The 23,808-nt window shown below is 27.8% G+C and carries 24 protein-coding genes; all 24 read left to right on the top strand.

The genetic code is table 11. The features are described from left to right. The first annotated feature begins 15 nt into the window (after positions 1-15). The 24 genes from FJOH_RS01745 (at position 16) to FJOH_RS01630 (ending at position 23,806) form a co-directional block, all read left to right on the top strand. Complete coding sequence (locus FJOH_RS01745) at positions 16-951, top strand: GDP-L-fucose synthase family protein (RefSeq protein ID WP_012022435.1); 936 nt, start codon at positions 16-18, stop codon at positions 949-951. A gap of 146 nt (positions 952-1,097) precedes the next feature. After that, positions 1,098-3,065 (top strand): polysaccharide biosynthesis protein, encoded by a 1,968-nt coding sequence (locus tag FJOH_RS01740; RefSeq protein WP_044047400.1) that lies wholly within the window; start codon positions 1,098-1,100, stop codon positions 3,063-3,065. Positions 3,066-3,211: 146 nt separating this feature from the next. Then, complete coding sequence (locus FJOH_RS01735) at positions 3,212-4,078, top strand: ABC transporter permease (RefSeq protein ID WP_012022433.1); 867 nt, start codon at positions 3,212-3,214, stop codon at positions 4,076-4,078. A 53-nt stretch (positions 4,079-4,131) separates the two neighbouring features. Then, a complete protein-coding gene (locus tag FJOH_RS01730; RefSeq protein ID WP_012022432.1) occupies positions 4,132-5,259 on the top strand; it encodes a glycosyltransferase family 4 protein in 1,128 nt (375 codons plus the stop codon). 87 nt (positions 5,260-5,346) lie between these two features. Next, on the top strand, positions 5,347-6,615 hold the full coding sequence (locus FJOH_RS01725) for an ABC transporter ATP-binding protein (RefSeq protein ID WP_012022431.1): 1,269 nt from the start codon (positions 5,347-5,349) through the stop codon (positions 6,613-6,615). Next, entirely contained in the window at positions 6,616-7,386 is a 771-nt protein-coding gene (locus tag FJOH_RS01720; protein WP_012022430.1) for an FkbM family methyltransferase, read from the top strand. It abuts the gene before it with no gap. Beyond that, positions 7,386-8,459 carry a DegT/DnrJ/EryC1/StrS family aminotransferase gene (locus FJOH_RS01715; protein ID WP_012022429.1) on the top strand — a complete coding sequence of 358 codons (1,074 nt, stop codon included), beginning with the start codon at positions 7,386-7,388 and terminating at the stop codon, positions 8,457-8,459. Before FJOH_RS01720 ends, FJOH_RS01715 begins: the two co-directional genes overlap by 1 nt. Then, positions 8,459-9,142 carry a WbqC family protein gene (locus FJOH_RS01710; protein WP_012022428.1) on the top strand — a complete coding sequence of 228 codons (684 nt, stop codon included), beginning with the start codon at positions 8,459-8,461 and terminating at the stop codon, positions 9,140-9,142. Before FJOH_RS01715 ends, FJOH_RS01710 begins: the two co-directional genes overlap by 1 nt. A gap of 9 nt (positions 9,143-9,151) precedes the next feature. Further along, a complete protein-coding gene (locus FJOH_RS01705) occupies positions 9,152-9,784 on the top strand; it encodes a class I SAM-dependent methyltransferase (protein ID WP_012022427.1) in 633 nt (210 codons plus the stop codon). A 3-nt stretch (positions 9,785-9,787) separates the two neighbouring features. Continuing rightward, the gene (locus FJOH_RS01700; protein WP_012022426.1) at positions 9,788-10,441 is read left to right on the top strand and encodes an acetyltransferase; all 654 of its coding nucleotides are present in this window, start codon (positions 9,788-9,790) and stop codon (positions 10,439-10,441) included. A gap of 2 nt (positions 10,442-10,443) precedes the next feature. After that, positions 10,444-11,373, top strand: coding sequence for a glycoside hydrolase family protein (locus tag FJOH_RS01695; protein WP_012022425.1), 930 nt, complete (start codon positions 10,444-10,446; stop codon positions 11,371-11,373). After that, the gene (locus tag FJOH_RS01690; protein ID WP_159436654.1) at positions 11,339-12,217 is read left to right on the top strand and encodes a glycosyltransferase; all 879 of its coding nucleotides are present in this window, start codon (positions 11,339-11,341) and stop codon (positions 12,215-12,217) included. Before FJOH_RS01695 ends, FJOH_RS01690 begins: the two co-directional genes overlap by 35 nt. 2 nt (positions 12,218-12,219) lie before the next feature. Then, positions 12,220-13,203, top strand: a complete 984-nt coding sequence (locus tag FJOH_RS01685; RefSeq protein ID WP_052295169.1) for a glycosyltransferase family 2 protein — start codon at positions 12,220-12,222, stop codon at positions 13,201-13,203. Continuing rightward, on the top strand, positions 13,200-14,045 hold the full coding sequence (locus FJOH_RS01680; RefSeq protein ID WP_012022422.1) for a glycosyltransferase: 846 nt from the start codon (positions 13,200-13,202) through the stop codon (positions 14,043-14,045). The genes FJOH_RS01685 and FJOH_RS01680 overlap by 4 nt, the downstream gene beginning before the upstream one ends. Further along, positions 14,046-14,948, top strand: a complete 903-nt coding sequence (locus FJOH_RS01675; RefSeq protein ID WP_012022421.1) for a glycosyltransferase family 2 protein — start codon at positions 14,046-14,048, stop codon at positions 14,946-14,948. Continuing rightward, positions 14,945-15,916, top strand: a complete 972-nt coding sequence (locus FJOH_RS26130) for a glycosyltransferase family 2 protein (RefSeq protein WP_012022420.1) — start codon at positions 14,945-14,947, stop codon at positions 15,914-15,916. The genes FJOH_RS01675 and FJOH_RS26130 overlap by 4 nt, the downstream gene beginning before the upstream one ends. Positions 15,917-15,942: 26 nt before the next feature. Further along, the gene (locus FJOH_RS01665) at positions 15,943-16,848 is read left to right on the top strand and encodes an alpha-1,2-fucosyltransferase (protein ID WP_012022419.1); all 906 of its coding nucleotides are present in this window, start codon (positions 15,943-15,945) and stop codon (positions 16,846-16,848) included. After that, on the top strand, positions 16,845-17,987 hold the full coding sequence (locus FJOH_RS01660; protein ID WP_012022418.1) for a glycosyltransferase: 1,143 nt from the start codon (positions 16,845-16,847) through the stop codon (positions 17,985-17,987). Before FJOH_RS01665 ends, FJOH_RS01660 begins: the two co-directional genes overlap by 4 nt. Next, positions 17,978-18,997, top strand: coding sequence for a glycosyltransferase family A protein (locus tag FJOH_RS01655; protein ID WP_012022417.1), 1,020 nt, complete (start codon positions 17,978-17,980; stop codon positions 18,995-18,997). Before FJOH_RS01660 ends, FJOH_RS01655 begins: the two co-directional genes overlap by 10 nt. Positions 18,998-19,032: 35 nt before the next feature. Further along, on the top strand, positions 19,033-19,860 hold the full coding sequence (locus tag FJOH_RS01650; protein ID WP_012022416.1) for a glycosyltransferase family 2 protein: 828 nt from the start codon (positions 19,033-19,035) through the stop codon (positions 19,858-19,860). Then, a complete protein-coding gene (locus tag FJOH_RS01645; protein WP_012022415.1) occupies positions 19,860-20,930 on the top strand; it encodes a glycosyltransferase family 2 protein in 1,071 nt (356 codons plus the stop codon). The genes FJOH_RS01650 and FJOH_RS01645 overlap by 1 nt, the downstream gene beginning before the upstream one ends. A 29-nt stretch (positions 20,931-20,959) precedes the next feature. Continuing rightward, positions 20,960-22,054 (top strand): glycosyltransferase family 4 protein, encoded by a 1,095-nt coding sequence (locus tag FJOH_RS01640; protein WP_012022414.1) that lies wholly within the window; start codon positions 20,960-20,962, stop codon positions 22,052-22,054. After that, positions 22,054-22,719 carry an acylneuraminate cytidylyltransferase family protein gene (locus tag FJOH_RS01635; protein WP_012022413.1) on the top strand — a complete coding sequence of 222 codons (666 nt, stop codon included), beginning with the start codon at positions 22,054-22,056 and terminating at the stop codon, positions 22,717-22,719. The genes FJOH_RS01640 and FJOH_RS01635 overlap by 1 nt, the downstream gene beginning before the upstream one ends. Further along, positions 22,706-23,806, top strand: a complete 1,101-nt coding sequence (locus FJOH_RS01630; RefSeq protein ID WP_012022412.1) for an acyltransferase family protein — start codon at positions 22,706-22,708, stop codon at positions 23,804-23,806. The genes FJOH_RS01635 and FJOH_RS01630 overlap by 14 nt, the downstream gene beginning before the upstream one ends. Positions 23,807-23,808: the final 2 nt, after the last annotated feature.

Genomic DNA, 23,808 nt, shown 5'->3' with positions numbered 1-23,808 from the left:
TTATAAAATTAATTAATGAATAAAAGTGATAAAATATATATAGCAGGACATCGTGGTATGGTAGGGTCTGCTATTCTGCGCCAGTTAAAAATAAAAGGATATACAAATTTTGTTTTAAAAACTTCTTCAGAATTAGATTTGACACAACAACAAGATGTTGCTGATTTCTTTCTGAAAGAAAAACCGGATTATGTTTTTTTAGCGGCTGCAAAAGTCGGTGGAATTCTTGCAAATAATATTTATAAAGGAGATTTTATTTATGCAAATTTAATGATCCAGAGTAATGTAATTCATCATGCCTATTTAAATAATACTAAAAAATTAATGTTTCTAGGTTCTTCATGTATTTATCCAAAAATGGCGCCACAGCCATTAAAAGAAGAATATATGCTTACAGGAGAGTTAGAACCAACTAATGAACCATATGCAATTGCTAAAATTGCTGGAATTAAAATGTGTGATGCATATAGAAGTCAATTTGGATGTAATTTCATTTCGGTTATGCCAACAAATTTGTATGGTCCTAATGATAATTATGATCTAACAAATTCGCATGTTCTTCCAGCAATGTTGAGAAAGTTTATTACAGCAAAACGCAATAATGACACTTCTGTCACTATATGGGGTAGTGGAAGTCCTAAAAGAGAATTTTTACATGTAGACGACCTTGCCGATGCTTGTCTATATTTAATGGAAAATTATGATGACCAAGGATTAGTAAATGTAGGCGTAGGGGAAGATATTTCAATTTTAGACTTGGCTGTTTTGATAAAAAAAATAGTTGGATTTGAAGGAGAAATTCTAAATGATATTTCTAAACCTGATGGAACTCCTCGTAAATTAATGGATGTTTCAAAATTAAGCAGCCTTGGATGGAAAGCAAAAACAAGTTTAGAAGAAGGCATTCAGAAAGTTTACAAAGAAATAAAAGATTCTAATTGGGACAAATAAAATAAAGTTTTACAGAATAAGTGTTTCTTACTACTAAATAGAGTTTTATTTATCTGTTCAAAAATATAATTTTAGTGGTAAGTAATTTTTAACACCTTTAATTATTACTTTTGTAAGACATAGTAAATTATCAAATCAAACCAAAATTGGATACAGATAATCAAACCAAAATAGCGTCGATATTATATAATTCTTTATCACCAAGGAATTTAAGGGCAAATATTAATAATCTTAGTTATTTGCCTAGATGGATCATTGTAGTAATAGATGTGATGGTTCTGATTTTTTCATTTACTTTTACTTATATGCTATTCGAAGGAACAGCATTAGGCTATATAATTACTTCTCATCAGTTTGCCTTTGTTGGTGGATTACTTTTTATAAATATCTTTTTCTTCTGGTTATTTAGGACTTATTCAGGAATTATTAGACATTCGTCTTACATTGATGCCATTAAACTTTTGTTTTCGCAGATGTCTGTTTTGGTGTTTTTCTTATTCTTTAATTTAGTATTTGAATTATATACAGGACACAAGGCATTTTTAAATACAGCATTATTTATTAATCTTGTGTTGTCATTTTGTGGCCTGTTTTTGTACAGAGTAATTGTAAAACAGACTTTTGAAATGTATTTCTCAGAAAAAACAAATTCAAAGCTCATAAGAACGGTAATTTATGGAACAGATGCTAACGCCATTTCTGTAGCAAATGCACTAAAATTTGAAACTCCATCTCGATTTAAGATTGTTGGTTTTGTAGATAAGAATAATCAAAATGCATCTAAGCGTATGCTGGATTTACCCATTTTGATTTTGCGTAAAAAATTGCCTGCTTTAATGCGTTCAGTTGCTGCTGAAGGGGTCATTATTGCTGATAAAAGTTTAACAAAAGACGAACAATTAATTATAGTTGATCAATGTCTTGAATTCAATTATAGAGTTTATACCGTTCCTTTAATTTCAGATTGGGAAAATCAAAAAGAAATCTCTCAAAAAGTAAAAAATATACAAATTGAGGATTTACTAGAAAGAAAACCTATTGTGTTAGATAGTAAATCAATTTCTAAACAATTGAAGGATAAAACAGTTCTTATTACTGGAGCAGCTGGTTCGATAGGAAGTGAGATAGTTAGACAGGTTCTTGGGTTTAATCCAAAAATAGTTATTATTTTAGATCATGCTGAAACTCCATTACATAATTTGTGTTTAGAAACTCTTAGTATGAATCCTACTGCTAAGATTGTTGCCGTAATTGCAGACATAAAAAGTAAAAAAGCATTAGAAAAAGTATTTAAAAATTACAATCCGCATGTTGTTTATCACGCTGCGGCATATAAGCATGTTCCTTTGATGGAAGAAAATCCATCACAAGCTATTTTAACTAACATACGAGGGACAAAAAATCTAGCCGATTTATCTTGTAAATATCATGTCAAAAAATTTGTAATGGTATCTACTGATAAAGCTGTAAATCCTAGCAATGTTATGGGAGCTAGTAAGCGTATAGCAGAAAAGTATGTACAGTCATTATCATTAAAAAATCAAAAAGAAAATATTCCAGGAGTAACTAAATTCATTACTACCCGCTTTGGAAATGTGTTAGGTTCTAATGGATCTGTTGTTCCTTTGTTTACGAAACAAATTGCTGAAGGAGGTCCTGTTACTATTACCCACCAAGATATTATCAGATATTTTATGACTATTCCAGAAGCGTGTCAATTAGTACTCGAAGCAGGGGCAATGGGTAATGGTGGAGAAATCTATATTTTTGATATGGGTAAACCTGTAAAAATAATAGATCTGGCAAAAAAAATGATCAAACTTGCAGGTTTTATTCCGGATAAAGAGATTAAAATTAAAATAGTTGGATTACGTCCAGGTGAAAAATTATATGAAGAATTATTAAATGATACTTCTAAAACACTGCCAACTTATCATAATAAAATTATGATTGCTCAGGAAATCCAAGATGAGTATGAAGATTTGCATAACGATATTGATGAATTAATAGGTATTGCAGATTTTTATGAAAATGAAGATATTGTTGCAAAAATGAAAAAAATTGTTCCTGAATTTAAAAGTATGAACTCTGCTTTTGAAGTTTTAGATAAATAAATTTAAGAATGATTATTTTTGTTAATAGAATTAAGAAGGTGTTGTTGACACCTTTTTTCTATTTTATGATATATTAAAAAGAGTAAAAATCCTGTTAATTTAAAAAGTTGAGTTTGAATTTTTGAATTCAGATATAATTAATTAAAATGAATAATACAAAAGAATCAAATGATTGGCTTTTCGAAATAGCGCCAAAAAACAAATTCCTTTCTGTAAATTTAAAAGAAACATGGCAATATCGTGATCTATTATTTTTATTTGTAAAGCGTGATATTATAACTGTATATAAACAAACTATTTTAGGACCATTATGGTATTTAATTCAGCCTCTTTTTACTTCAGTGACATTTACTATTATATTTAATAATGTTGCAGGTATATCTACTGGTTCAGTTCCTCCATTTCTTTTTAATTTAGCTGGCATTACTATTTGGAATTATTTTACGGCCTGCTTGACAGGGACTTCAGATACTTTTAAAGCTAATGCTTCTATATTTGGGAAGGTGTATTTTCCTAGGATTATTACTCCGCTTTCAGTAGTAATCTCTAATTTGATCAAATTTGGAATTCAATTCATAATCTTTATTTTCTTTTATTTATTCTATTATTTTAATGGTTTTGATTTAAGTTTAAATATTTCTGTGTTTTTTTTTCCTTTATTAATTTGCATTATGGGAGTTTTAGGTTTAGGACTTGGGATGCTTATTTCTTCAATGGTAACTAAATATCGTGATTTTAGCTATCTTATTAGTTTTGGCATACAACTGCTAATGTATCTTTCTGCAGTAATGTATCCAATGGAACTTGTTAAAGATAAACTGCCAAAATTTGGATGGCTGGTTGAATATAATCCTTTAGCTTATACAATCGAGACAACTAGATATATGCTTTTAAATATTGGTAATATATCTACCTTAGGATTGGTCTATACCGTTTTTTTTACAGTAATTGTTTTTTTTATAGGTCTTTTAATTTTTAATAGAACAGAAAAAAGTTTCATTGATACAGTTTAAAATAAATCATAGTATTTAGATTTAATTGACGGCACTTAACTAATCAAGATATAATGAGAATTATTTTAGATCCACAAATTTATAATCTACAGAGATATGGGGGGATTTCAAGATATTATACAGAAGTATTTACTTTATTAGCAAAAGATAAAAATGTCACAATAATTACACCTCTAAACAATTCAACTAATATTTATTTTAATAATAGTGTATTAAATTCGTTTAAGCAAAATATATATGGAATCATAATCAAATATTTTAAAAAGATTAAATTATATCAAAGGCTTAAAATACAGTATATTGCAAATTTAAACTTTGAAAAGAGGTTAATTAGCGCAAAATACGATTTATTTATACCAACATACTATGATGTTAATTTTCTAAAATATATAGGGTCTAAACCTTTTGTACTAACAGTTTATGATATGATTCATGAACTTTTCCCTGAGTACTTTACTAATTCAGAAGTTCTACTCAAAAACAAACTTTTGTTGATGGAGAAGGCAACTAGAATAATAGCAGTATCAGAAAATACTAAGAAAGATATTTTAAAATTGTACCCTCACATAAATGAATCTAAAATTGACGTAATTTATCATGGAGCATCTATTAAAATAAAAAATAATATTGAAAATATACTGCCAGATAAGTATATTTTATTTGTTGGAAATAGATCAATTTACAAAAACTTTCTTTTTTTTATTAATTCTATTTCTAATTTATTGAAAAATGAGGAGAACCTTTTTTTAGTATGCGCTGGAGGAGGAAATTTTACTAATGCAGAAAATGAATATATTTCTAGATTAGGATTGAAAAATAAAATTCTTTTTAAATCTTTTGTAGATGATGAGCTGGGCTATTTCTATAAACATGCAGAATGTTTTGTTTTTCCTTCACAATATGAAGGATTTGGGATTCCAGTTTTGGAATCAATGATTTGTGGTTGTCCTGTAGTTTTAGGAAATCATAGCTCATTTCCTGAAGTTGCAGGTGATGCAGGAGTATATTTTGAATTGAATAACTCAGATGATTTAGTTGAAAAAATAAATACCCTGATTAAAAATAAATCTGTTAGAGAATACTTTTCAAAAAAAGGAATTGAGCAGGCAAAAAAGTTTAGTTGGGAAAAAGCAGCAGTAGAATGTATAACTGTATACAACATAGCATGTAAGACTAATTAATATATTAAAAAACTTTTATATTTTAATTTTACAGATAATAAACTAAAAAATATAGTATAATAAATAACTATTTTAACTATTCCTAAATTGAAAGACATTATTCTAAAAGCCGAAAATATCTCTAAACAATATCGTTTAGGACAAGTAGGAACCGGAACTTTAAAACATGATTTGAATAAATGGTGGCATCAAATACGTGGTAAAGAAAACCCTTATCTAAAGATTGGTGAGACTAATGACCGATCTACTAAAGGAACGTCAGACTATGTTTGGGCCTTACAGAATATTGATTTTGAAGTAGAACGAGGTGAGGTTTTAGGAATTATTGGGAAAAATGGCGCTGGAAAATCTACACTTTTAAAAATACTTTCAAAAGTAACAGCCCCAACAACAGGAACTATTAAATCACGAGGACGTATTGCATCTCTTTTAGAAGTAGGAACAGGGTTCAATGGAGAAATGACAGGAAGAGAAAATATTTATCTTAATGGGGCTATTTTGGGTATGACCAAAAAAGAGATTGCGTCAAAATTAGATGAGATAATTGAATTTTCGGGTTGCGAACGTTATATAGATACTCCAGTAAAGAGATACAGTTCTGGAATGACCGTTCGATTAGCCTTTGCTGTTGCAGCATTTTTAGAACCTGAAATTTTGGTGGTTGATGAAGTTTTAGCTGTTGGAGATGCAGAATTTCAAAAAAAAGCAATAGGGAAAATGCAAGATATTTCTCGAGGAGAAGGAAGAACTGTACTTTTTGTTAGTCATAATATGGCTGCAGTAAAAAGTCTATGTACCAGAGGGCTAGTTTTAATTAATGGTAAGGTTGCTATGGCTGGAAGTGTAGAAAATGCGGTTAATTTTTATTTAAGTCAAGATTCAGAATCAATGAATGCGAAAGTTTTTGATTCGAACTATGATAAAAATGAATTTACTATCCATGAAATTAGTTTAAATGCGGTTGGGAAGTCATCAGAAGCCCCTCTAGATGAATATCAAGAAATTGAAATAAATACTTTATTTACATTAAAGGATGATTCAAGAAAATTGCATTTAACATTTGTTTTGAATAATGATTTTGGAGAACCACTTTTTACATTCTCCCATGTAAACAAGAATTTGAAATTGAATAAAGGAACAAACAAAATCAAATGTCTACTGCCAGAAGGATTTTTGAATGTAGGGACCTATTATCTTTCTCTATATATCATAGAGGATTCAAAATCTGCACTTTTTATTGAAAAAGATATCATTTCCTTTGTTATCCAAGAAGGAGAAAGACCTGTGGGATCTTGGATGGGACGAGAACCGGGTTTTATAAAACCTAAATTTGATTGGTCAATTGAAGTTAATTAGATGAAAAAGAAAATAAAAAAAGCGGCTAAGTTGGTACTAAACAAACTTGGTTATAATCTTACTAAAATATCCGCAACAAATATTGATTTGATTAACACAAGTCATAAAAATTATTTACTGTTTAATTTTTATAATACTTTAAAAGAATTTAATTTTCAACCTAAACATATTGTTGATGTTGGAGCTAATCATGGTACATGGACTCGTGAAGCACTATTGCATTTTCCAGATGCCTATTATACTTTATTAGAACCTCAGGAATGGTTAAAAGAATCATTTCAGGACATTTTAGATAGTAATCCAAAAGTTAGATTTCATGCAGTTGGTGCTGGACAAAAAAAAGGCTCTTTTCTTTTTACAATTGTTGATAGAGACGACAGCTGTTCTTTTAGATATACAAAAGAAGAAGCACTTGAGGCTGGATTCAAGCAATTAGAAATTCCAGTAGTTACTTTAAATGAATTACTTTTAGAAAATAAAATGCCTGTTCCAGATATTATTAAGATCGATGCAGAAGGATTAGATATTGAGGTTTTAAAAGGTGCTGATAGTTTTTTTGGTAAAACGGAAATATTTATGGTAGAATCTGGAATAGTTAATAAAACACTTAATAATAATCTCTTTAGTCTAGTAAATTTTATGGATGAGAATGGTTATAGGTTGTTTGAAATAACGGATTTAAACAGACCTTTTGCACTGAAGGTATTATGGCTTGCAGAGCTTGTATTTGTAAAAAAAGATGGATTTATTGACTCCCAAAGAATCATATAATGATTAATGTAACAAAAACTTTTTTGCCTCTTCTAGAAGAGTATAATAAACAATTACAGCGCGCTTGGGAAAAACAATGGCTTACAAATCGTGGAGAACTTGTTTTAGAGTTAGAACAAAAATTAAAAGAATATTTAAATACTTCTAATATTATTGTAACAAATAATGGCACTGTTCCATTACAAATAGCATTAAAATTATTGGGAAACCAAGGTGAGATAATTACCACTCCATTTAGTTATGTAGCTACATCAGCAGCAATTGTTTGGGAAAATTGCACTCCTGTTTTTGTTGATATTCATGCTGAATATTTAAGTATAGATGAAACAAAGATTGAAGCCGCAATTACAAATAAAACAACGGCCATTTTAGCTACACACGTTTTTGGCAATCCTTGCAACGTTGAGGCTATCGAAGTTATAGCACAAAAACATAATCTAAAAGTAATTTATGATGCTGCCCATTCATTTGGTGTGACTTATAAAAGAAAATCATTATTTAATTACGGAGATATTAGTACTTGTAGTTTTCACGCAACAAAATTATTTCATACAGGAGAAGGAGGTGCAATGTTTACAAATTGTGAAACTTTATACAATAAAATGTTTTATAGTCATAATTTTGGACATAACGGTGCTTTGGACTTTTATGACGTAGGTATAAATGGGAAGATGTCTGAATTGCAAGCAGCAATGGGTTTGTCAGTTCTACCTTATATAGAAAACATAATTTTAGAAAGAAAAAAGGTCGTTGATTATTACAATTCTAATCTAGATCTATCAAAAATTCAAACTTTAAAATTAAGAGATCATACTCAATGGAACTTTAGTTATTATCCAATTATTTTTGAAAGCGAAGAAAAATTATTGAAAGTTGAAAGAAAATTAAATGAAAGTCAAATTTTTCCAAGACGATATTTTTACCCTTCTCTAAATACATTAGGATATATGAAAGGAAATAAAATGGATATCTCTGAAAATATTTCCTGTAAGATCCTGTGTCTTCCTTTGTATGTCGGCTTATTGGATGTTGAATTACAGAAAATAGTTTCAATTATAAATTATAATTTATAATGAAAGTAGCAATAATGCAACCTTATTTTCTTCCTTATATAGGATATTTCAAGTTGATAAAGGAGGCAGATACTTTTGTAGTTTATGACGACGTTAACTTTATAAAAAAAGGATGGATAAATAGAAACAATATTTTAGTAAATGAACAACAGTTTTTATTTACTATCCCTTTGCAATATGTAAGTCAGAATAAATTAATTAATGAAATAGAAATTGATGAAAATTCAGAATGGAAAAAAGGGCTGTTAAAAACTATAAATCATGCATATTCAAAAGCTCCCTTTTTTAAAGAAGTTTATCCTCTAATAAAAAAAATAATAGAATTTCAAGAGACAAATATTGCAAAATTTATACTTTATTCGTTAGAACAAGTATGTTGTTTTCTTGAAATTAAAACTAACATCATTATTTCATCTGATATAAAAAAAATAAATATTCTAAAAGGGCAAGAGAAAATAATAGATATTTGCCAAAAATTAGGCGCTACATACTATTTAAATGCATCAGGAGGGAAAAGTTTATATGATGAAAATCAGTTTTTAAATGGAAACATCTTTTTGAAATTTATAGAACCTCCTCAAATAACATATCCACAATTTAAAAATACATTTATACCTTATTTATCAATAATTGATGTTTTGATGTTTAATTCGTTAGAAAGTATTCAAGATTTTTTAAAGTAATGATAATTTATGAAAAAATACACTAAAATAATTGAGCATTATGAGAGTTGTTTTGATAAACATGGAGATAATCATTTAGGTGTAGATTGGCCAAATAAAGAAGATGTTGATATACGATATAAAATAATGCTGGACATTATTAAGCTAAATGATAGAAACGATAAACAAGTTTCCCTCTTGGACTTCGGCTGTGGTACATCTCATCTTTTAGAATATATTCACAAAAATGAAATGTCAACAATTGATTATTCTGGTTTAGACATCTCTCAGAAATTTATTAACGTTGCAAAGAACAAGTACCCTAATAATACTTTTTACTGTTTAGATATATTCGAATCTGAAAATTGCCTGGGTAATTTTGATTATATAATCATGAATGGAGTTTTTACTGAAAAAAATTCATTGTCGTACGAAGAAATGTGGGAATATTTTACTAATATGTTGAGAGTAATTTATAAAAAAGCAGATAAGGGTTTTGCTTTTAATGTGATGTCAAAAAATGTTGATTGGGAGCGTCAAGATTTATTTCATGTACCACATGATCAATTAAGCAGTTTTTTGTGTAATAACCTTACTAGAAACTATATTATTAGAAATGATTATGGACTTTACGAATATACAGTATATGTTTTAAAAAAGTAAAATATGGCAAATGTTATAATTTTTGGTATTCAGGATTTTGCAGAACTGGCACATTATTATTTAGAAAATGACTCTGAACATCATGTAATAGCGTTTGCTGTTAATGAGTGTTATTTACCTGATAATAAAATGTTTAAAGGTTTGCCGGTAGTAGCATTTGAAAATATTGAAAAAAAATATTCTCCAAAAGAGTTCAAGTTTTTTGCTCCTATGGCGCCCCAAAAAATGAATACATTAAGAGAAAATATTTATAATAATATTAAATCAAAAGGTTACGATTTAATAAGTTATATAAGTACAAAAGCAACAGTTTTTAACGGATCTATAGGTGATAATTGTTTTATTCTAGAAAATAATACTATTCAGCCATTTACAACAATTGGTAACAATGTAGTGTTGTGGAGTGGGAATCATATAGGGCATCACAGCTTGATAAAAGACCATGTTACTTTTACATCACACGTTGTGTTATCTGGTCATTGTATAGTAGAAAGTTACTGTACATTTGGTGTAAATTCAACAATAAGAGATGGTTTGCATATAGCTGAAGGAACCTTTGTAGGCATGTCGGCAACTATTATTAAAAATACAGAATCATGGTCAATTTACAAAGGAAATCCGGCGCAAAAATCTGAAATATCAAGTAAAAAAATATAGAGATGTGGAAAAAAAAAGGGTTGCTTTTTAACGTTAGTCATTATAAAAATGATTTTATTAAATCGCATGCTTCGATACCGTTTGCTTATCATGTAGAAGAAAATATGTTTAGGATTTATTTTAGTTCGAGAAACGAAGCAGGGAAATCATTTCCATTTTATATTAATGCTATAGTAAATAATGGAAACATTGAAGTCATAAGTGATGTTGTAGGTCCCATTCTTGAATTGGGAAGGTTAGGAACCTTTGATGACAGCGGCATAATGCCATCATGTTTGATAAAGAGTAACGATAAGTTGTTAATGTATTATATAGGCTGGAATCCACAAATTACAGTTTCTTATAGGCTTTCAATTGGTCTGGCAATTAGTTATGATAATGGCCTCACTTTTCAAAAGTTTAGTGAAGGTCCGATTTGCGATAGAAATATTTCTGAGCCCTATTTTAATACAGCGCCATACATTATTATAGAAAATAATGTTTGGAAGATGTGGTATATATCTTGTACAGGATGGGAAATAATCAATAATTATCCAGAGCCATCATATCATGTTAAGTATGCTGAATCAGATGATGGAATTAATTGGGAAAGAAAGGGAACAATTAGTTTAGATTATGATGAAAAAGCAAAGGCACTAGGAAGACCATGCGTTTTAAAAGAAGACAATAAATACGTTATGTATTTTTCATATAGAAATACTAGTGAGTATAGAACTTCTAGTCAAGATGGATATAAGTTGGGGCTGGCATTATCATATGATGGGGTGATTTGGGAAAAAAAGTACGAAGATGTTGGAATAGCTTTGTCGAATTTTGGCTGGGATAGTCAAATGATGGAATATTGTCATGTATTTGAACATATGGGGTTTACTTATATGTTGTATAATGGTAATGATTTTGGAAAAGAAGGATTTGGATATGCAGTCAGATAATTCTCTTTTCCTTGCAATCTACATGATAACTTATAATCATGGAGCATTTATTGAAGAAACTATAGAATCATTGATGAATCAAAATACTAGTTTTAAATATAAATTATTCATTGGAGAAGATCTTTCATCAGATAATACCCGTGCAATTTGCCTTAAGCTTAAAGAAAAATACCCAAATAAAATTGATTTATTTTTAAATACTCAAAATCTTGGGCCAAATTTAAATGCGAAACAAATTTTTAAGGCATGTTTCGAAAGTGGAGCAAAATATATTGCACTTTGTGAAGGCGATGATTATTGGACTGATAAATTAAAATTACAGAAACAAGTAGATTTTTTAGAAGCTAATCCAGATTATGTAATTTGTTATCATAAAGTAAAAGTATTACGAAATGGCATTTTAGAAGAAGATTCTATTACACGAAAAGCTCCAGAAACTACTACGATAAAAGATTTAGCAAAGGGTAACTATCTTCATACTTGTAGTGTAGTTTTTAGAAATAAATTGTTTGAAAAATTCCCAAGTTATTTTCATAAATCACCTATAGGAGATTACTTTTTGCATATGTTAAATGCCCGTTATGGAAAAATAAAATTTATTGATGAATATATGGGAGTTTACAGACTTCACGAAACATCTGTATGGTCTTCAAAAACTCAAGTAAAAAGAGAGCAGATTTGGTTGAAATTTTTGAAAAATATTCGAAAAAATTTCGATAAAGAAGTTCAAAATATACTTGACGATCAAATAAAACAATATAAAATTTTAAGAAATAAAAGAAGGGTGGCGAGATTAAAAAAAGTTATTAAACGTTTTCTTTTCTTAAAAGAAATAAAAAAGTGATAGTGGATTTTCCTTTAATTTCAATAATTGTTCCAAATTACAACCATGAAAATTATCTCAAACAGCGTTTAGATTCTATATTCAAACAAACATATCAAAATTTTGAGGTGATTTTACTGGATGACTGCAGTACAGATGAGAGTAGAAAAATTCTATCTGAATATGCTTTAAATCCAAAAGTAACCCATTGTATTTTTAATGCTGAAAATTCAGGAAACACTTTTGTACAATGGAAAAAAGGAATTGAACTAGCTAAAGGAGATTTTGTATGGATAGCAGAATCTGATGACTATTGTGATGTTGATTTTTTAGAAAAAGTTAGTATACCTTTGATAAACGATACTCAGGTAATGTTATCATATTGTCAATCAAATAAAGTTGACAATACTGGTAGTATAACAGGAAACTGGATTGAACATACAGATTCGTTAGACAAAGAAAGTTTTAAAAAAGACTTTGTTATAGATGGTAATTTATTTATCGAAAAATATCTGATTTTTTTAAATGCCATTCCAAATGCAAGCGCTGCTCTATTAAGAAAAAACAATCTTGACATTTCTCAAGTTTTATTGTCTAATACAAATCTTAAAACCTGTGGAGACTGGCTTATTTATTTTGACCAGATCATTAATTATAAAATAGCTTTTATAGCCGCTTCACTTAATAATTTTAGATACCATACAAACAGTGTTATTGCAAAAACAGTAATTTTAGATAATAGGAATTTGATTGTAGATATTAATCTTCAAATGAGAAAAGTAATATTTACAATATTAAAATTTAAGAAACCTTTAAATTATAATTTAGTTGCTGCAAAAAATAAAGAAATTATTAAGGCTTTGAAATATGAAAAGTCTTTCTTACTAATACATGATGATAAAAAATTAAAAGGTTTCTTTATTTTGGCAGGTGTACTCGGCCAATTTATACAGAAGTATCAATTTCGGAAAAACTTAAAAATAAAATTAAAGAAGTTCTTCTCATGATATCAATAATTATTTGTTCAAGAACTAGTGTTATATCAGATAACTTGCTGGACAATATATTGCTTACTATTGGTGCAGATCATGAGTTAATTGTTATTGATAATTCAGAAAATAAATACTCAATTTTTGAGGCTTATAATATAGGCATTAATAAAAGTAAAGGAGAAATAGTTTGTTTTATACATGATGACATTAATTTTCTTACTCTTAACTGGGGGGGAATTTTAATTGAAATTTTTAATGAAAACAAAAAAGTAGGGCTTATAGGTGTAGCAGGAGCTAAGAGTAAAACAAAAATGCCGTCAGCTTGGTGGAATTGTGGAGATAAAGATTTATATATGAATATTAACCAATATTTAGCAAATGGGAATAAAGAATATTGGTATAAAGGATTTGATAAAAGTACTATAGAAGAGGTTGTAGTTATAGATGGAGTTTTTATGGCGGCAAGAAAAGACAATTCTATATCATTTAATACGAAATTAACCGGTTTTCATAATTATGACTTAAATCTTTCTTTTGAATATTTGAAAAAAGGATATATAGTAGTGGTTACAAATAATATTTTATTGGATCACTTCTCAATTGGAGTTTTAAATGAATCCTGGTATAAATCAGCCTTACAAATTCATAAATTATATAATGATTTTTTACCCTTAAATAAATCCAACAATTCATACTCTTCTCTAAAAAGCTACGAGTTTAATAATGGTGTAAAATTCATTAGTAATCTGCTTAAATTTAAATTAAGAAAAGAAGCATTTTGTCTATGGATAAAACTATTTTTAATTAAACCAGTAAGCAAATTTCATTTTTATTTTTTTAAATCCTTATTCCAATAAATGCTTGCTATTATTATTCCATATTATAAATTAACTTTTTTTGAAGAGACATTAAAGTCTCTCGAAAATCAAACGAATAAAAGATTTAAAGTTTATATTGGAGACGATGCAAGTCAGGAAAGTCCCATCTTGTTATTGGAAAAATTTCAATCAAAATTTGAGTTTATTTATCATAAATTTGAAAAAAATTTAGGAAGCATCTCATTGACTAAACAATGGGACAGATGTATTGATTTAGCAAAAGAAGAAAAATGGCTAATGATTTTAGGCGATGATGATTTACTAGCCGAGAATGTTGTAGAAGAGTTCTATCTAAATTGTTCAGAATTTGAAAATAAAGCAAATGTAGTTAGGGTCGCATCAAAAATCGTTTCAGAGAATAATCAAAATATTTCAGAAAAATTTCAACATCCAAAATGGGAAACAGCATCAAACTTCTATTATAGAAAGTATAAAGGATTAACGAGGAGTTCGTTGTCAGAATATATTTTTGCTAAAAACACTTATTTGAAATATGGGTTTAAAGATTATCCATTAGCATGGTTTAGTGATGATATGGCTTGGATAGATTTTGCAGAAGATCGTTCTATATATACTATAAATAACAGCCAGGTTATGGTTAGGATTTCCAATATAAACATTACGGGAAAAAAAGATAATTTTTCGGTTAAAAATCAGGCTGAAGAATTATTTTATACAGATTTAGTTCATAAAAAGATACATCTTTTTAATTCAATTCAAAAGAATGATTTATTGATGACCTATGAAATCTCAATTAAAAAAAACAGAAAGGTGGTTTTTAAAGAATGGAAGTTTTTATTAAAAAGTTATTTTAGAAATGGAAAAATAGTACCATTTCTAAAATGTTTTAGAAGATTTTTTAGAGACTTTGTGCTTTCATGAAAACATTAATTTCTATTATAATTCCAACCTTCAATAGAGCTCACTTAATTGGTGATACTCTAAATAGTATTCTAAATCAAACTTATACATCATGGGAGTGTATTATAGTAGACGATGGTTCAATAGATAATACTCAGGATGTTGTAAATGAATTTGTTAAAAAAGACAATCGCTTTCAATATCATAAAAGACCAGCTTATAAATCAAAAGGACCTAATTCTTGTAGAAATTATGGTTTCGAAAAAAGCGTGGGCAGCTTAATACAATTTTTTGATAGTGATGACTTAATGAAATTAAATTGCTTAGAAGTAAAATCGTCATACTTTTTAGAAAATATAGATTTAGTAATATGTAAATTAAGTCTTTATGATTTTGAAAAAAATATTGAGATAAAGCAAAGCAATATTATTTCTAAAGATTTGATTTACGATTATTTTGCAGGTAAAGTTGCCTTATACATTTGCGGGCCTTTATGGAATAGATCTTTTTTGGAAACAAAACGTTTTCTTTTTAACGAAAGTATAGTTAATTGTGATGATTGGGATTTTAATATGAACATGTTGTATTTTAATCCAAAATATATCATTGTAAATGAGGCACTAATTTTCTATAGAAGACATCACAGTTCTTTGTCTAAAGAAATTGAAGAGCAGCATTTATCAGAGATAAGAAACGTTTCAAATTTGTTGGATCAACATCTAACGTTAATAAAAAAAAATAAAATTTCTAAATTAAGAAAGTTTTATAAGTATGCTATAGACTACAATAAATATTATTTAAAAGAAGCTATAGTTAAAAAAGACAAAATACAGTATCTTTTTTTATTTCGGATTTCTAAATATTGTTTAGCTTATAATTTTTGGAATATATTTTTTAGAATATGGATGTTAAAAGTTTTTTATCTTTTTTTTGGAAAAATATTTAAAATATTTAAAAACAACAATTTTACTGTTATTAGAAGATCTTGAAATAAAGAATTAATAAAAAAACAAACGTGCTAACATTTAAAAGTTTAGGAAAAAAAGGTAATTTGGGGAATCAACTTTTTCATATTGCTTCTACGATTGGAATTGCAAAAAAAAATAAACACGAATTTGTGTTTCCTAACTGGTACTATACAGATTTCTTTAATTATAGCTTTCCTATTATCAAAGAATATGAAGATTACAATTTTGTTCAAGTTGTTGAGAAATCATATTCATTTCATGAGTGGGATTTGGGGCAAGGTAATTACGATGTGAACGGAGCCCTGCAGTCAGAAAAATATTTTGATAAAGTTTTTACTAAAAAAATCTTTGAGTTCAAAGCAGAATTTCTAAAAGAGTTATTAAATAAATATAAATACTTGTTTGATAAGAATACAATTTTTATCTCTGTTCGAAGAGGAGATTTTGTTTATCATCCAGACTACTATCAATTACCTTATCAATATTATTTTTTAGCCTTAGAAGAATACTTTCCTGATTGGAAAGAGAGAAATTTAATTTTCATGAGTGATAATATTAATTATTGCAAATATCATTACAGTTTTTTAAAAAATGCCATTTTTTTGGAAAACCTTTCGGCTATAGAACAACTCGCTATAGGCTCTCAAGGAAAAGATTTTATAATAAGCAATTCTACATTTTCATGGTGGACTGCTTGGCTTGGCGAAAAAGAAGATAGTAAAATTATAAGACCATTAAAGAATTTTAGAGGTTCATTAGCAAAATTAAATGATGACTCTGATTTTTTTCCTGAACAATGGATTAAATTTGATTATAAAAAAAACAGAATTGGACTTAAATATTTTAGTTTAACAATAAAAGGAAGAATTTATCAAATAGCAGATTTTCTTCAATTTAGTATTAAAAAAATATTTTTTTTAATGAAGAAAGCTGTTAATAAAATATTTAAATGAAAATCCTCTTAGTTTCAATGCCTTCTATTCATGTAATTCGTTGGATAGAAAACCTAAAAGATACGAAATATCAATTGTATTGGTTTGACGTTTTAGATAGAGGGACAGTGGAGACCTTACATTCTGTTAAACAATTTACTGGATGGAAAAAAAGAAAATGGCCTTACATAAAAGGTGAATATTTTTTGAGTAAAAATTTCCCTGGTATTTATCAAAAAATTATTCCTACACTAGAAATAACAGCAAATGAAGCCTTAGAAAAAATAATTAAGGAAATACAGCCAGATGTTATTCATAGTTTTGAAATGCAGAATTGTTCATATCCTATTTTAAAAACGATGCTTAAGTTTTCAAAAATGAAATGGCTCTATTCTTGTTGGGGAAATGATCTCTTTTATTATATGAATTTTAAAAATCATAATTTAAAAATTAAAAAAGTTTTAAAAAGAGTTGATTATTTGCATACAGATTGTAAAAGAGATTTTCATCTTGCTCAAAAATTAAATTTTTCTGGAAAATATTTAGGCCTTGTTCCTGGTGGGGCAGGTTATAAATTAAAAGAATTAGAGGCTTTTAAATTACCCGTTTCAGAAAGAAAAATCATTTTGGTAAAAGGATACGAGCATACCTTAGGCAGAGGGCTTAATATTATTAAAGCTTTACATTCATTACAAGATGAAATAAAAAACTACCAAGTAATTATTTTTGGAGCGCATCAAAATGTAACAGATTATATAAAATTTAATGATTTAGATTTTCAGTCTTTCAATAGACATGAACTTTTGCATGATGAATTAACAAAACTAATGGGGAAATCCTTACTATATATTGGAAACAGTATTTCTGATGGTATGCCAAATACATTATTAGAAGCTGTACTAATGGGAGCTTTTCCAATTCAGTCGAATCCTGGAAGAGTAACTGAAGAAATAATTATAAATGGAAGTAATGGACTTTTAATTAACGATCCAGAATCTGTTTCAGAAATTAAGGAACTTATTTTAAAATCACTTTCCGATTTAACGATGTTACAAGAAGCATTAGTTAAGAATCAAAAAATAGCAGCCGACAGATTAGATTATTTTGATAATAAAAGAAAGATAGTGGCAATGTATAAAACTGTTTTGGAATGCGAGTAGGCTTTAACCCACATAAAGATCAGTTGAATCTTAAATCTGAATATTTTCATCAGATTATTATTCCTGTTTATATTCCAAATCACGAAGATTATTTTAAAGATAGTTTTGAAATTTTAAAACTATGTTTAGAATCATTATTTCTCACAACACATCAAAAAACTTATATAACGGTCGTTAATAATGGAAGTACTAAAAATGTTAGTAATTATCTAAGTCAGTTATATTTTGATAAAAAAATTCAGGAAGTTGTTGAAACAACAGATATTGGAAAATTAAACTCAATTTTAAAAGGTCTGGCGGGGCATAATTTTCCATTAATTACTATTTCAGATTTTGATGTTCTATTTCTGAATAACTGGCAGAAAGAAACATACTCTATTTTTGAAAATTTTGAAAAAGCAGGAGCTGTTTGTCCAACACCTTCATCTCGTTCATTAAGGACTTACACATCCAATATTTACTGGGAGAAATTTTTCTCAAAAGATTTAGTTTTTTCTGACGTTCGAAATCCGGAAGCACTACAAAATTTTGCACATAGTGTAGGTAATTCTAATTTTTACAACAAACATCATTTAGAAAAATACTTTACTGTATTTAAAAACAATAAAAAGGCTGTAATTGGTGCAGGACATTTCGTAGCAACATACCGCGGAGACATTTTTGATAATATAATCAAATATTCTCACTATAAATTAGGAGGGAACAGCGAAAATGCTATTTTAGATGTACCAGTTGTAAAAAAAGGATTGTGGCGCTTGTCTACAGAAGATAATTTTGCTTATCACATGGGGAATGTTTTGGAAGACTGGATGTATGACCACATACAAAAATTGAATAAAAATATGGATGAAGATTCCTTTTATTTAAAAGAAGCCAAATCATCATCTTTGCTTTATAATTTTATAAAAAACAGACTTTTCTCAAAAATTATATTGAATAAAAAAGTGATGAAATATTTTATAAGATGGAAAGGTTTAAATAAACAACAAGCCAGAGATTATCTGGTATAAAGAATCAAAATAAAAACATTTTTTGAATTATATATATGCAATTTAAAATCTCTATTATAACAATAAATTATAATAATGCTTCAGGGTTAGAAAAAACTATTGAAAGTGTTATTAACCAGACTTATAAAGATTTCGAATTTATAGTTATTGATGGAGGAAGTACTGATGAAAGCAAAGAAATAATTTTAAAAGCTGGAAGCAGTATTTCTTATTGGGTGAGTGAAAAAGACGCTGGAATTTATAACGCTATGAATAAAGGCATCAAAACTGCTTCAGGAGATTATCTTCTATTTATCAATAGTGGAGATTATTTGTATAATGAAAAAGTAGTTGAAAATTTGGTTAATCACTTATTGGAAACAGACGAAATTGTTTATGGTAATGTACTTTTAAGAAATGAGACAAAAAATTGGGAAATAATACAAGAACATCCAGATAAATTAAACTTCTCGTATTTTTATAATAGAACCATATGTCATCAGGTCTGCTTATTTAAAAGGTCTTTATTTGACAATATTTTCTTTTTTAATGAAGATTATAAAATTGCTTCTGATTGGGAATTTTTGATATATGCAATATATATTCAAAAAGTAAACTGCAGAAAAATAGATCTTTTGATCTCCGTTTATGATACTACCGGAATTTCAGGTAATCCGAATTTTAAAAAGATAGCTGCCAGTGAGAGAAAAAAAACAATGGAAAAGTTTTTCCCTTTGTTTGAAGATGACTACAAACTCCTTTCAAAATATTCATCTAACAGGTCAAAACAATTATTGCAGATAGAGAAATCTGTTTTTTTTCGAAAAATAGTTTCAGTTTTTTTTATGGCTGTTTTGTTATTCATTCCTAAAAAAGATAAATAATGAAAATAAGCATAATTTATACTTTTCGCAATAGAGATTCCAGACGAGTTAAAAATTCCCTTGATTCATTAGCAAAGCAGACAAAACAGAATTTTGATGTCATTTTTATAGATTATGGTTCTGATGAAGATACGGCCTTAGAAATAAAGAATCTTTTAAAAAAATATGATTTTGCATCTTATATTTATTTAAACACAAACAAACAGCCTTGGAATAAGTGCAAAGCATTAAATTTCGCTATAAAACAAATCAAATCAAAATACTGTTTTATTGCTGATGCAGATATAATTTTCCACTCAAAATTTACCTTAGAATTAGAAAGACTAACAGAACCAAACAAAGCAGTATATTTTCAGGTAGGATTTTTAAGTGAAGAAGAAAGTTCCAAAAATATACCTTTTGAAGAATATAAAATTAAATTTTTAACAAATAATGAAGCGACAGGGATGACACTTTTTCCTGTTGAAAACCTTTATTCAATAAACGGATTTGATGAGTTTTTTCATTTTTGGGGAGCAGAAGATACCGATATTCATAATCGATTGAAAAATGCTGGATGTGAAATTGAATACTATGATCAAGAATTGTTACTGCTTCATCAATGGCACAAAAATTTTAGATCAAGAGAAACCAAAGAACTTGGGAAAGAACTGCAATTATCAGGAATTGTTGAAATCAATCATCAGCATTTAATTTATAATTTAGAAAATAAAATTACTAAGGTTAATGACGAAAATTGGGGTAATCTAGCAGATGAGAAAGAATTTAATGAATTGGTAGCTTCCAGTCCCTTGGTTCTTCCAGATAAGAAATCGAGTATAGATCATTTTTTGTATTATGAACTGCCTAATTCTAAAAATAAAGTACTTTCAGTACAAATAAAAGAGAATAAGTCTGAGATGAAAAATAAATTGAAAAGGATACTGGGAAAAAAGATTATTGAACATTACACCTTAAAAGAAATAAACGATTTATTTTTACTTCATATTGTTTCGTTCTATCATAATTTTCCTTATTCATATAAAATAAGTGAAGATTTAAAAAGTATTACATTTAAAATTAAAAAGTAAAAATAATCATATTATCTAACAACAAGTAAATGTCTAAAGTAATTTTAATTTCACAAATACCTCTTCCATATGATAAAATTGGAAGCTGGAGCACTTTATATAAAAATTACTTGCAAAATAATCATAAGATTGACTATATAGTATGTGTTGAGCCTGAATTAAAATTTGAAAACGTTCAGTATAGTTTTGTGAAAAACGACTTCGTCGAAAAAATAATAAAAAGAATTACAAAAAATCCTTATGCAGGTTATTTAAAAGCTCTTGAAAAAATTATAAAACCAGAAGAAAAATACATTATTCAGATTGTAGATAATTTTGGTATTGTAAAGAGGTTAATTCATTTTTTAGAACAGAACAATAAACGATCTCAATTTTATATTCAATTTTTTTATCACGGTTTTCCACCTTTTTATGAGAATTTTTACGGTAATTGGTTTTTTGAGAATATTGATGAAATGGTTCTTTTAACCCATGACAGCTACAAGGTTCATAAACAGACTTATACTGTATTGCCTACAAAATTTTCAGTACTTCATAATGGAATTGATACTTCAAAATTCCATAAAATTTCATCTGAAGACAAAGCAGGTTTAAAAAAAGAATTAGGGATTACAAATAAAAAAATATTTGTTTGGTGCTCACAAGATCGTCCTAAAAAAGGATTGAATTTTATTTTAGATGCTTGGAAAAGAATAAATAGAAAAGACAAAGACGCAGTTCTGTTAGTAATTGGAGCAAATCGCGAGTTTAAAATTGAAGGTGTTACTTTTTTAGGAAGGATACCAAACAATGAACTACCAAAATATTATCAAATAGCTGATTGTTATTTGTTCCCAACTCTTTGGCACGAAGGTTTCGGTTTGAGTTTAATTGAAGCTTTACATTGTGGATGCTATTGTATCGCTTCTGCTAATGGAGGAGTTCCTGAAGTATTACAATATGGAAAATTAGGGAAACTAATTGAGAAGCCCAATTTTGTAGAAGAATGGGTTACAGAAATAGAAGCATTTTTAAATCAGGATGAGACTTATAATTTACTAATTCCAGATAACTTGTATTCTATGAAAAACTGGAATGAAGGCATGAATGAGATAATTGAAAATGCAAAAAAGAATTTAAGTTAATGAAAACTATTGCAATTATTCCTGCTCGAGGCGGTTCAAAAAGGCTTCCTGATAAAAATATCCTCCTTTTTGGAGGTATACCTTTAATTGCACATTCTATTTTATATGCAAAGGCAAATGCCGTTATAGACGAAGTTTATGTGTCTACAAACAGCGAGCCTATAAAAGAAATAGCATTGAAATTTGGAGCAAAAGTTATAGATCGTCCAGAAAATATTTCAGGAGATTTAGAACCAACCGTTTCTGCATTAAAACATGTTTTAGAAACAATTGAAATGAATGTTGAGAATATAATTTTATTGCAGCCTACGAATCCATTACGTCCTGATAATTTATTGAACGATGCATTTAATATTTATCAAAAAGAAAGTTATAACAGCTTATTTACCGTTTCTCGAAATCACCAGAAATTTGGAAAAATAAAAGACAGTAAATTTATTCCTTTTAATTATGAGATAGGACAAAGAAGTCAAGATCTTGAGCCGCTATTTTTCGAAAATGGATTACTTTATATTACAAAATCTAAATTGATTTTTGAAAACATAATTATTTCAGAAGATGCTTTTCCATTTGAAGTAAATCATATTTTTGCTGCAACTGATATTGATACACAGGAAGATTTTGATTATGCCCAATATTTATATTTATTAAGTGATAAAAAGTAATAATTATTTTTCTAACTTAAATGGAGTTAGATGTATAGCTGCATCGATGGTAATTATCAGCCATATAGAATTAGGAAAATCATATTTTGGCATAGCTAATAAATTCGAAAGTCTAAAACATTTAGGGGCATTAGGAGTGTCTTTGTTTTTTGTTTTAAGTGGTTTTTTGATTACTTTTTTGCTCCTTGAAGAAAAAAGTAAAAATGGACAGATTAATATTAAGTTTTTTTATTTAAGAAGAATATTAAGAATCTGGCCGCTTTATTTTCTAATTGTAATTCTCTCAATTTTTATACTTCCTCACATTAAATGGTTTGATATACCAAATTTTAGTTTGGATTTCGATAGCAATTTTGAATTTATAAAGGTTATTGTATTATTTCTTTTTTTTCTAACCAACATTTTAATTTCAATAAAATTAGTTCCTTTTGCAACGCAAACGTGGTCAATTGGTACAGAAGAACAATTTTATCTAATTTGGCCATTAATAATAAATAGAACAGAGAAATTAGAGAAATTATTTATTCTAATAATCTTTTTTTATAATCTATTGAATGTGGTAATAAGAAACAGCATTTTTTCAGAAATAAAATATTTTAGTTTATTTCAAAATTATATTAGCTTAATTCAATTAGATTCGCTTGCTTTTGGTGCTCTGGGAGCATGTCTTCTTTTTAAGAAGTCTAAGATTCTTTCAAGAATAATAAATAATTTTTCTTTCTTCTTTTTTCTTTTACTTTTAGTTATTGGTGTTATATTTTACTCACATATCATATACTTTAGATCCATATTTACTGCGATCTGTTTTGTGGTAATTATATTAAACTTGGTTCGTAATGAAATGCTTACTAATGTGCTTGAAAACAAGTTTTTTTTTAAGATGGGAGAGATTTCGTATGGATTATATATGTATCATCAAATAGTAATTGCAATGTGTATGAATGTTTTATTGAAGTATGATAAGTTTAATAATTCATTATTATATATTTTCACATTTGCAATCACTATCTTGATTTCAATTTTGTCATACAAATTTTTAGAAAAGCCTTTTATTCAAAAGAAAAAACATTATACTTTTAAAAGTTAAAT

It is taken from the genome of Flavobacterium johnsoniae UW101, assembly GCF_000016645.1.
In the GTDB taxonomy this organism is placed as follows: domain Bacteria; phylum Bacteroidota; class Bacteroidia; order Flavobacteriales; family Flavobacteriaceae; genus Flavobacterium; species Flavobacterium johnsoniae.
Note: the sequence above shows the minus strand (reverse complement) of the source record. Positions and strands in the feature narration are given on the sequence as shown.

Excerpts from the sequence above, each read along its gene's own strand:
- FJOH_RS01735 (WP_012022433.1), top strand. The coding sequence starts at position 3,212 with ATGAATAATACAAAAGAATCAAATGATTGGCTTTTCGAAATAGCGCCA.
- FJOH_RS01675 (WP_012022421.1), top strand. The coding sequence starts at position 14,046 with ATGCTTGCTATTATTATTCCATATTATAAATTAACTTTTTTTGAAGAG.
- FJOH_RS01680 (WP_012022422.1), top strand. The coding sequence starts at position 13,200 with ATGATATCAATAATTATTTGTTCAAGAACTAGTGTTATATCAGATAAC.
- FJOH_RS01655 (WP_012022417.1), top strand. The coding sequence starts at position 17,978 with ATGCGAGTAGGCTTTAACCCACATAAAGATCAGTTGAATCTTAAATCT.
- FJOH_RS01640 (WP_012022414.1), top strand. The coding sequence starts at position 20,960 with ATGTCTAAAGTAATTTTAATTTCACAAATACCTCTTCCATATGATAAA.
- FJOH_RS01700 (WP_012022426.1), top strand. The coding sequence starts at position 9,788 with ATGGCAAATGTTATAATTTTTGGTATTCAGGATTTTGCAGAACTGGCA.
- FJOH_RS01720 (WP_012022430.1), top strand. The coding sequence starts at position 6,616 with ATGAAAAAGAAAATAAAAAAAGCGGCTAAGTTGGTACTAAACAAACTT.
- FJOH_RS01705 (WP_012022427.1), top strand. The coding sequence starts at position 9,152 with ATGAAAAAATACACTAAAATAATTGAGCATTATGAGAGTTGTTTTGAT.
- FJOH_RS01715 (WP_012022429.1), top strand. The coding sequence starts at position 7,386 with ATGATTAATGTAACAAAAACTTTTTTGCCTCTTCTAGAAGAGTATAAT.
- FJOH_RS01635 (WP_012022413.1), top strand. The coding sequence starts at position 22,054 with ATGAAAACTATTGCAATTATTCCTGCTCGAGGCGGTTCAAAAAGGCTT.
- FJOH_RS01695 (WP_012022425.1), top strand. The coding sequence starts at position 10,444 with ATGTGGAAAAAAAAAGGGTTGCTTTTTAACGTTAGTCATTATAAAAAT.
- FJOH_RS26130 (WP_012022420.1), top strand. The coding sequence starts at position 14,945 with ATGAAAACATTAATTTCTATTATAATTCCAACCTTCAATAGAGCTCAC.
- FJOH_RS01645 (WP_012022415.1), top strand. The coding sequence starts at position 19,860 with ATGAAAATAAGCATAATTTATACTTTTCGCAATAGAGATTCCAGACGA.
- FJOH_RS01710 (WP_012022428.1), top strand. The coding sequence starts at position 8,459 with ATGAAAGTAGCAATAATGCAACCTTATTTTCTTCCTTATATAGGATAT.
- FJOH_RS01660 (WP_012022418.1), top strand. The coding sequence starts at position 16,845 with ATGAAAATCCTCTTAGTTTCAATGCCTTCTATTCATGTAATTCGTTGG.
- FJOH_RS01730 (WP_012022432.1), top strand. The coding sequence starts at position 4,132 with ATGAGAATTATTTTAGATCCACAAATTTATAATCTACAGAGATATGGG.
- FJOH_RS01650 (WP_012022416.1), top strand. The coding sequence starts at position 19,033 with ATGCAATTTAAAATCTCTATTATAACAATAAATTATAATAATGCTTCA.
- FJOH_RS01745 (WP_012022435.1), top strand. The coding sequence starts at position 16 with ATGAATAAAAGTGATAAAATATATATAGCAGGACATCGTGGTATGGTA.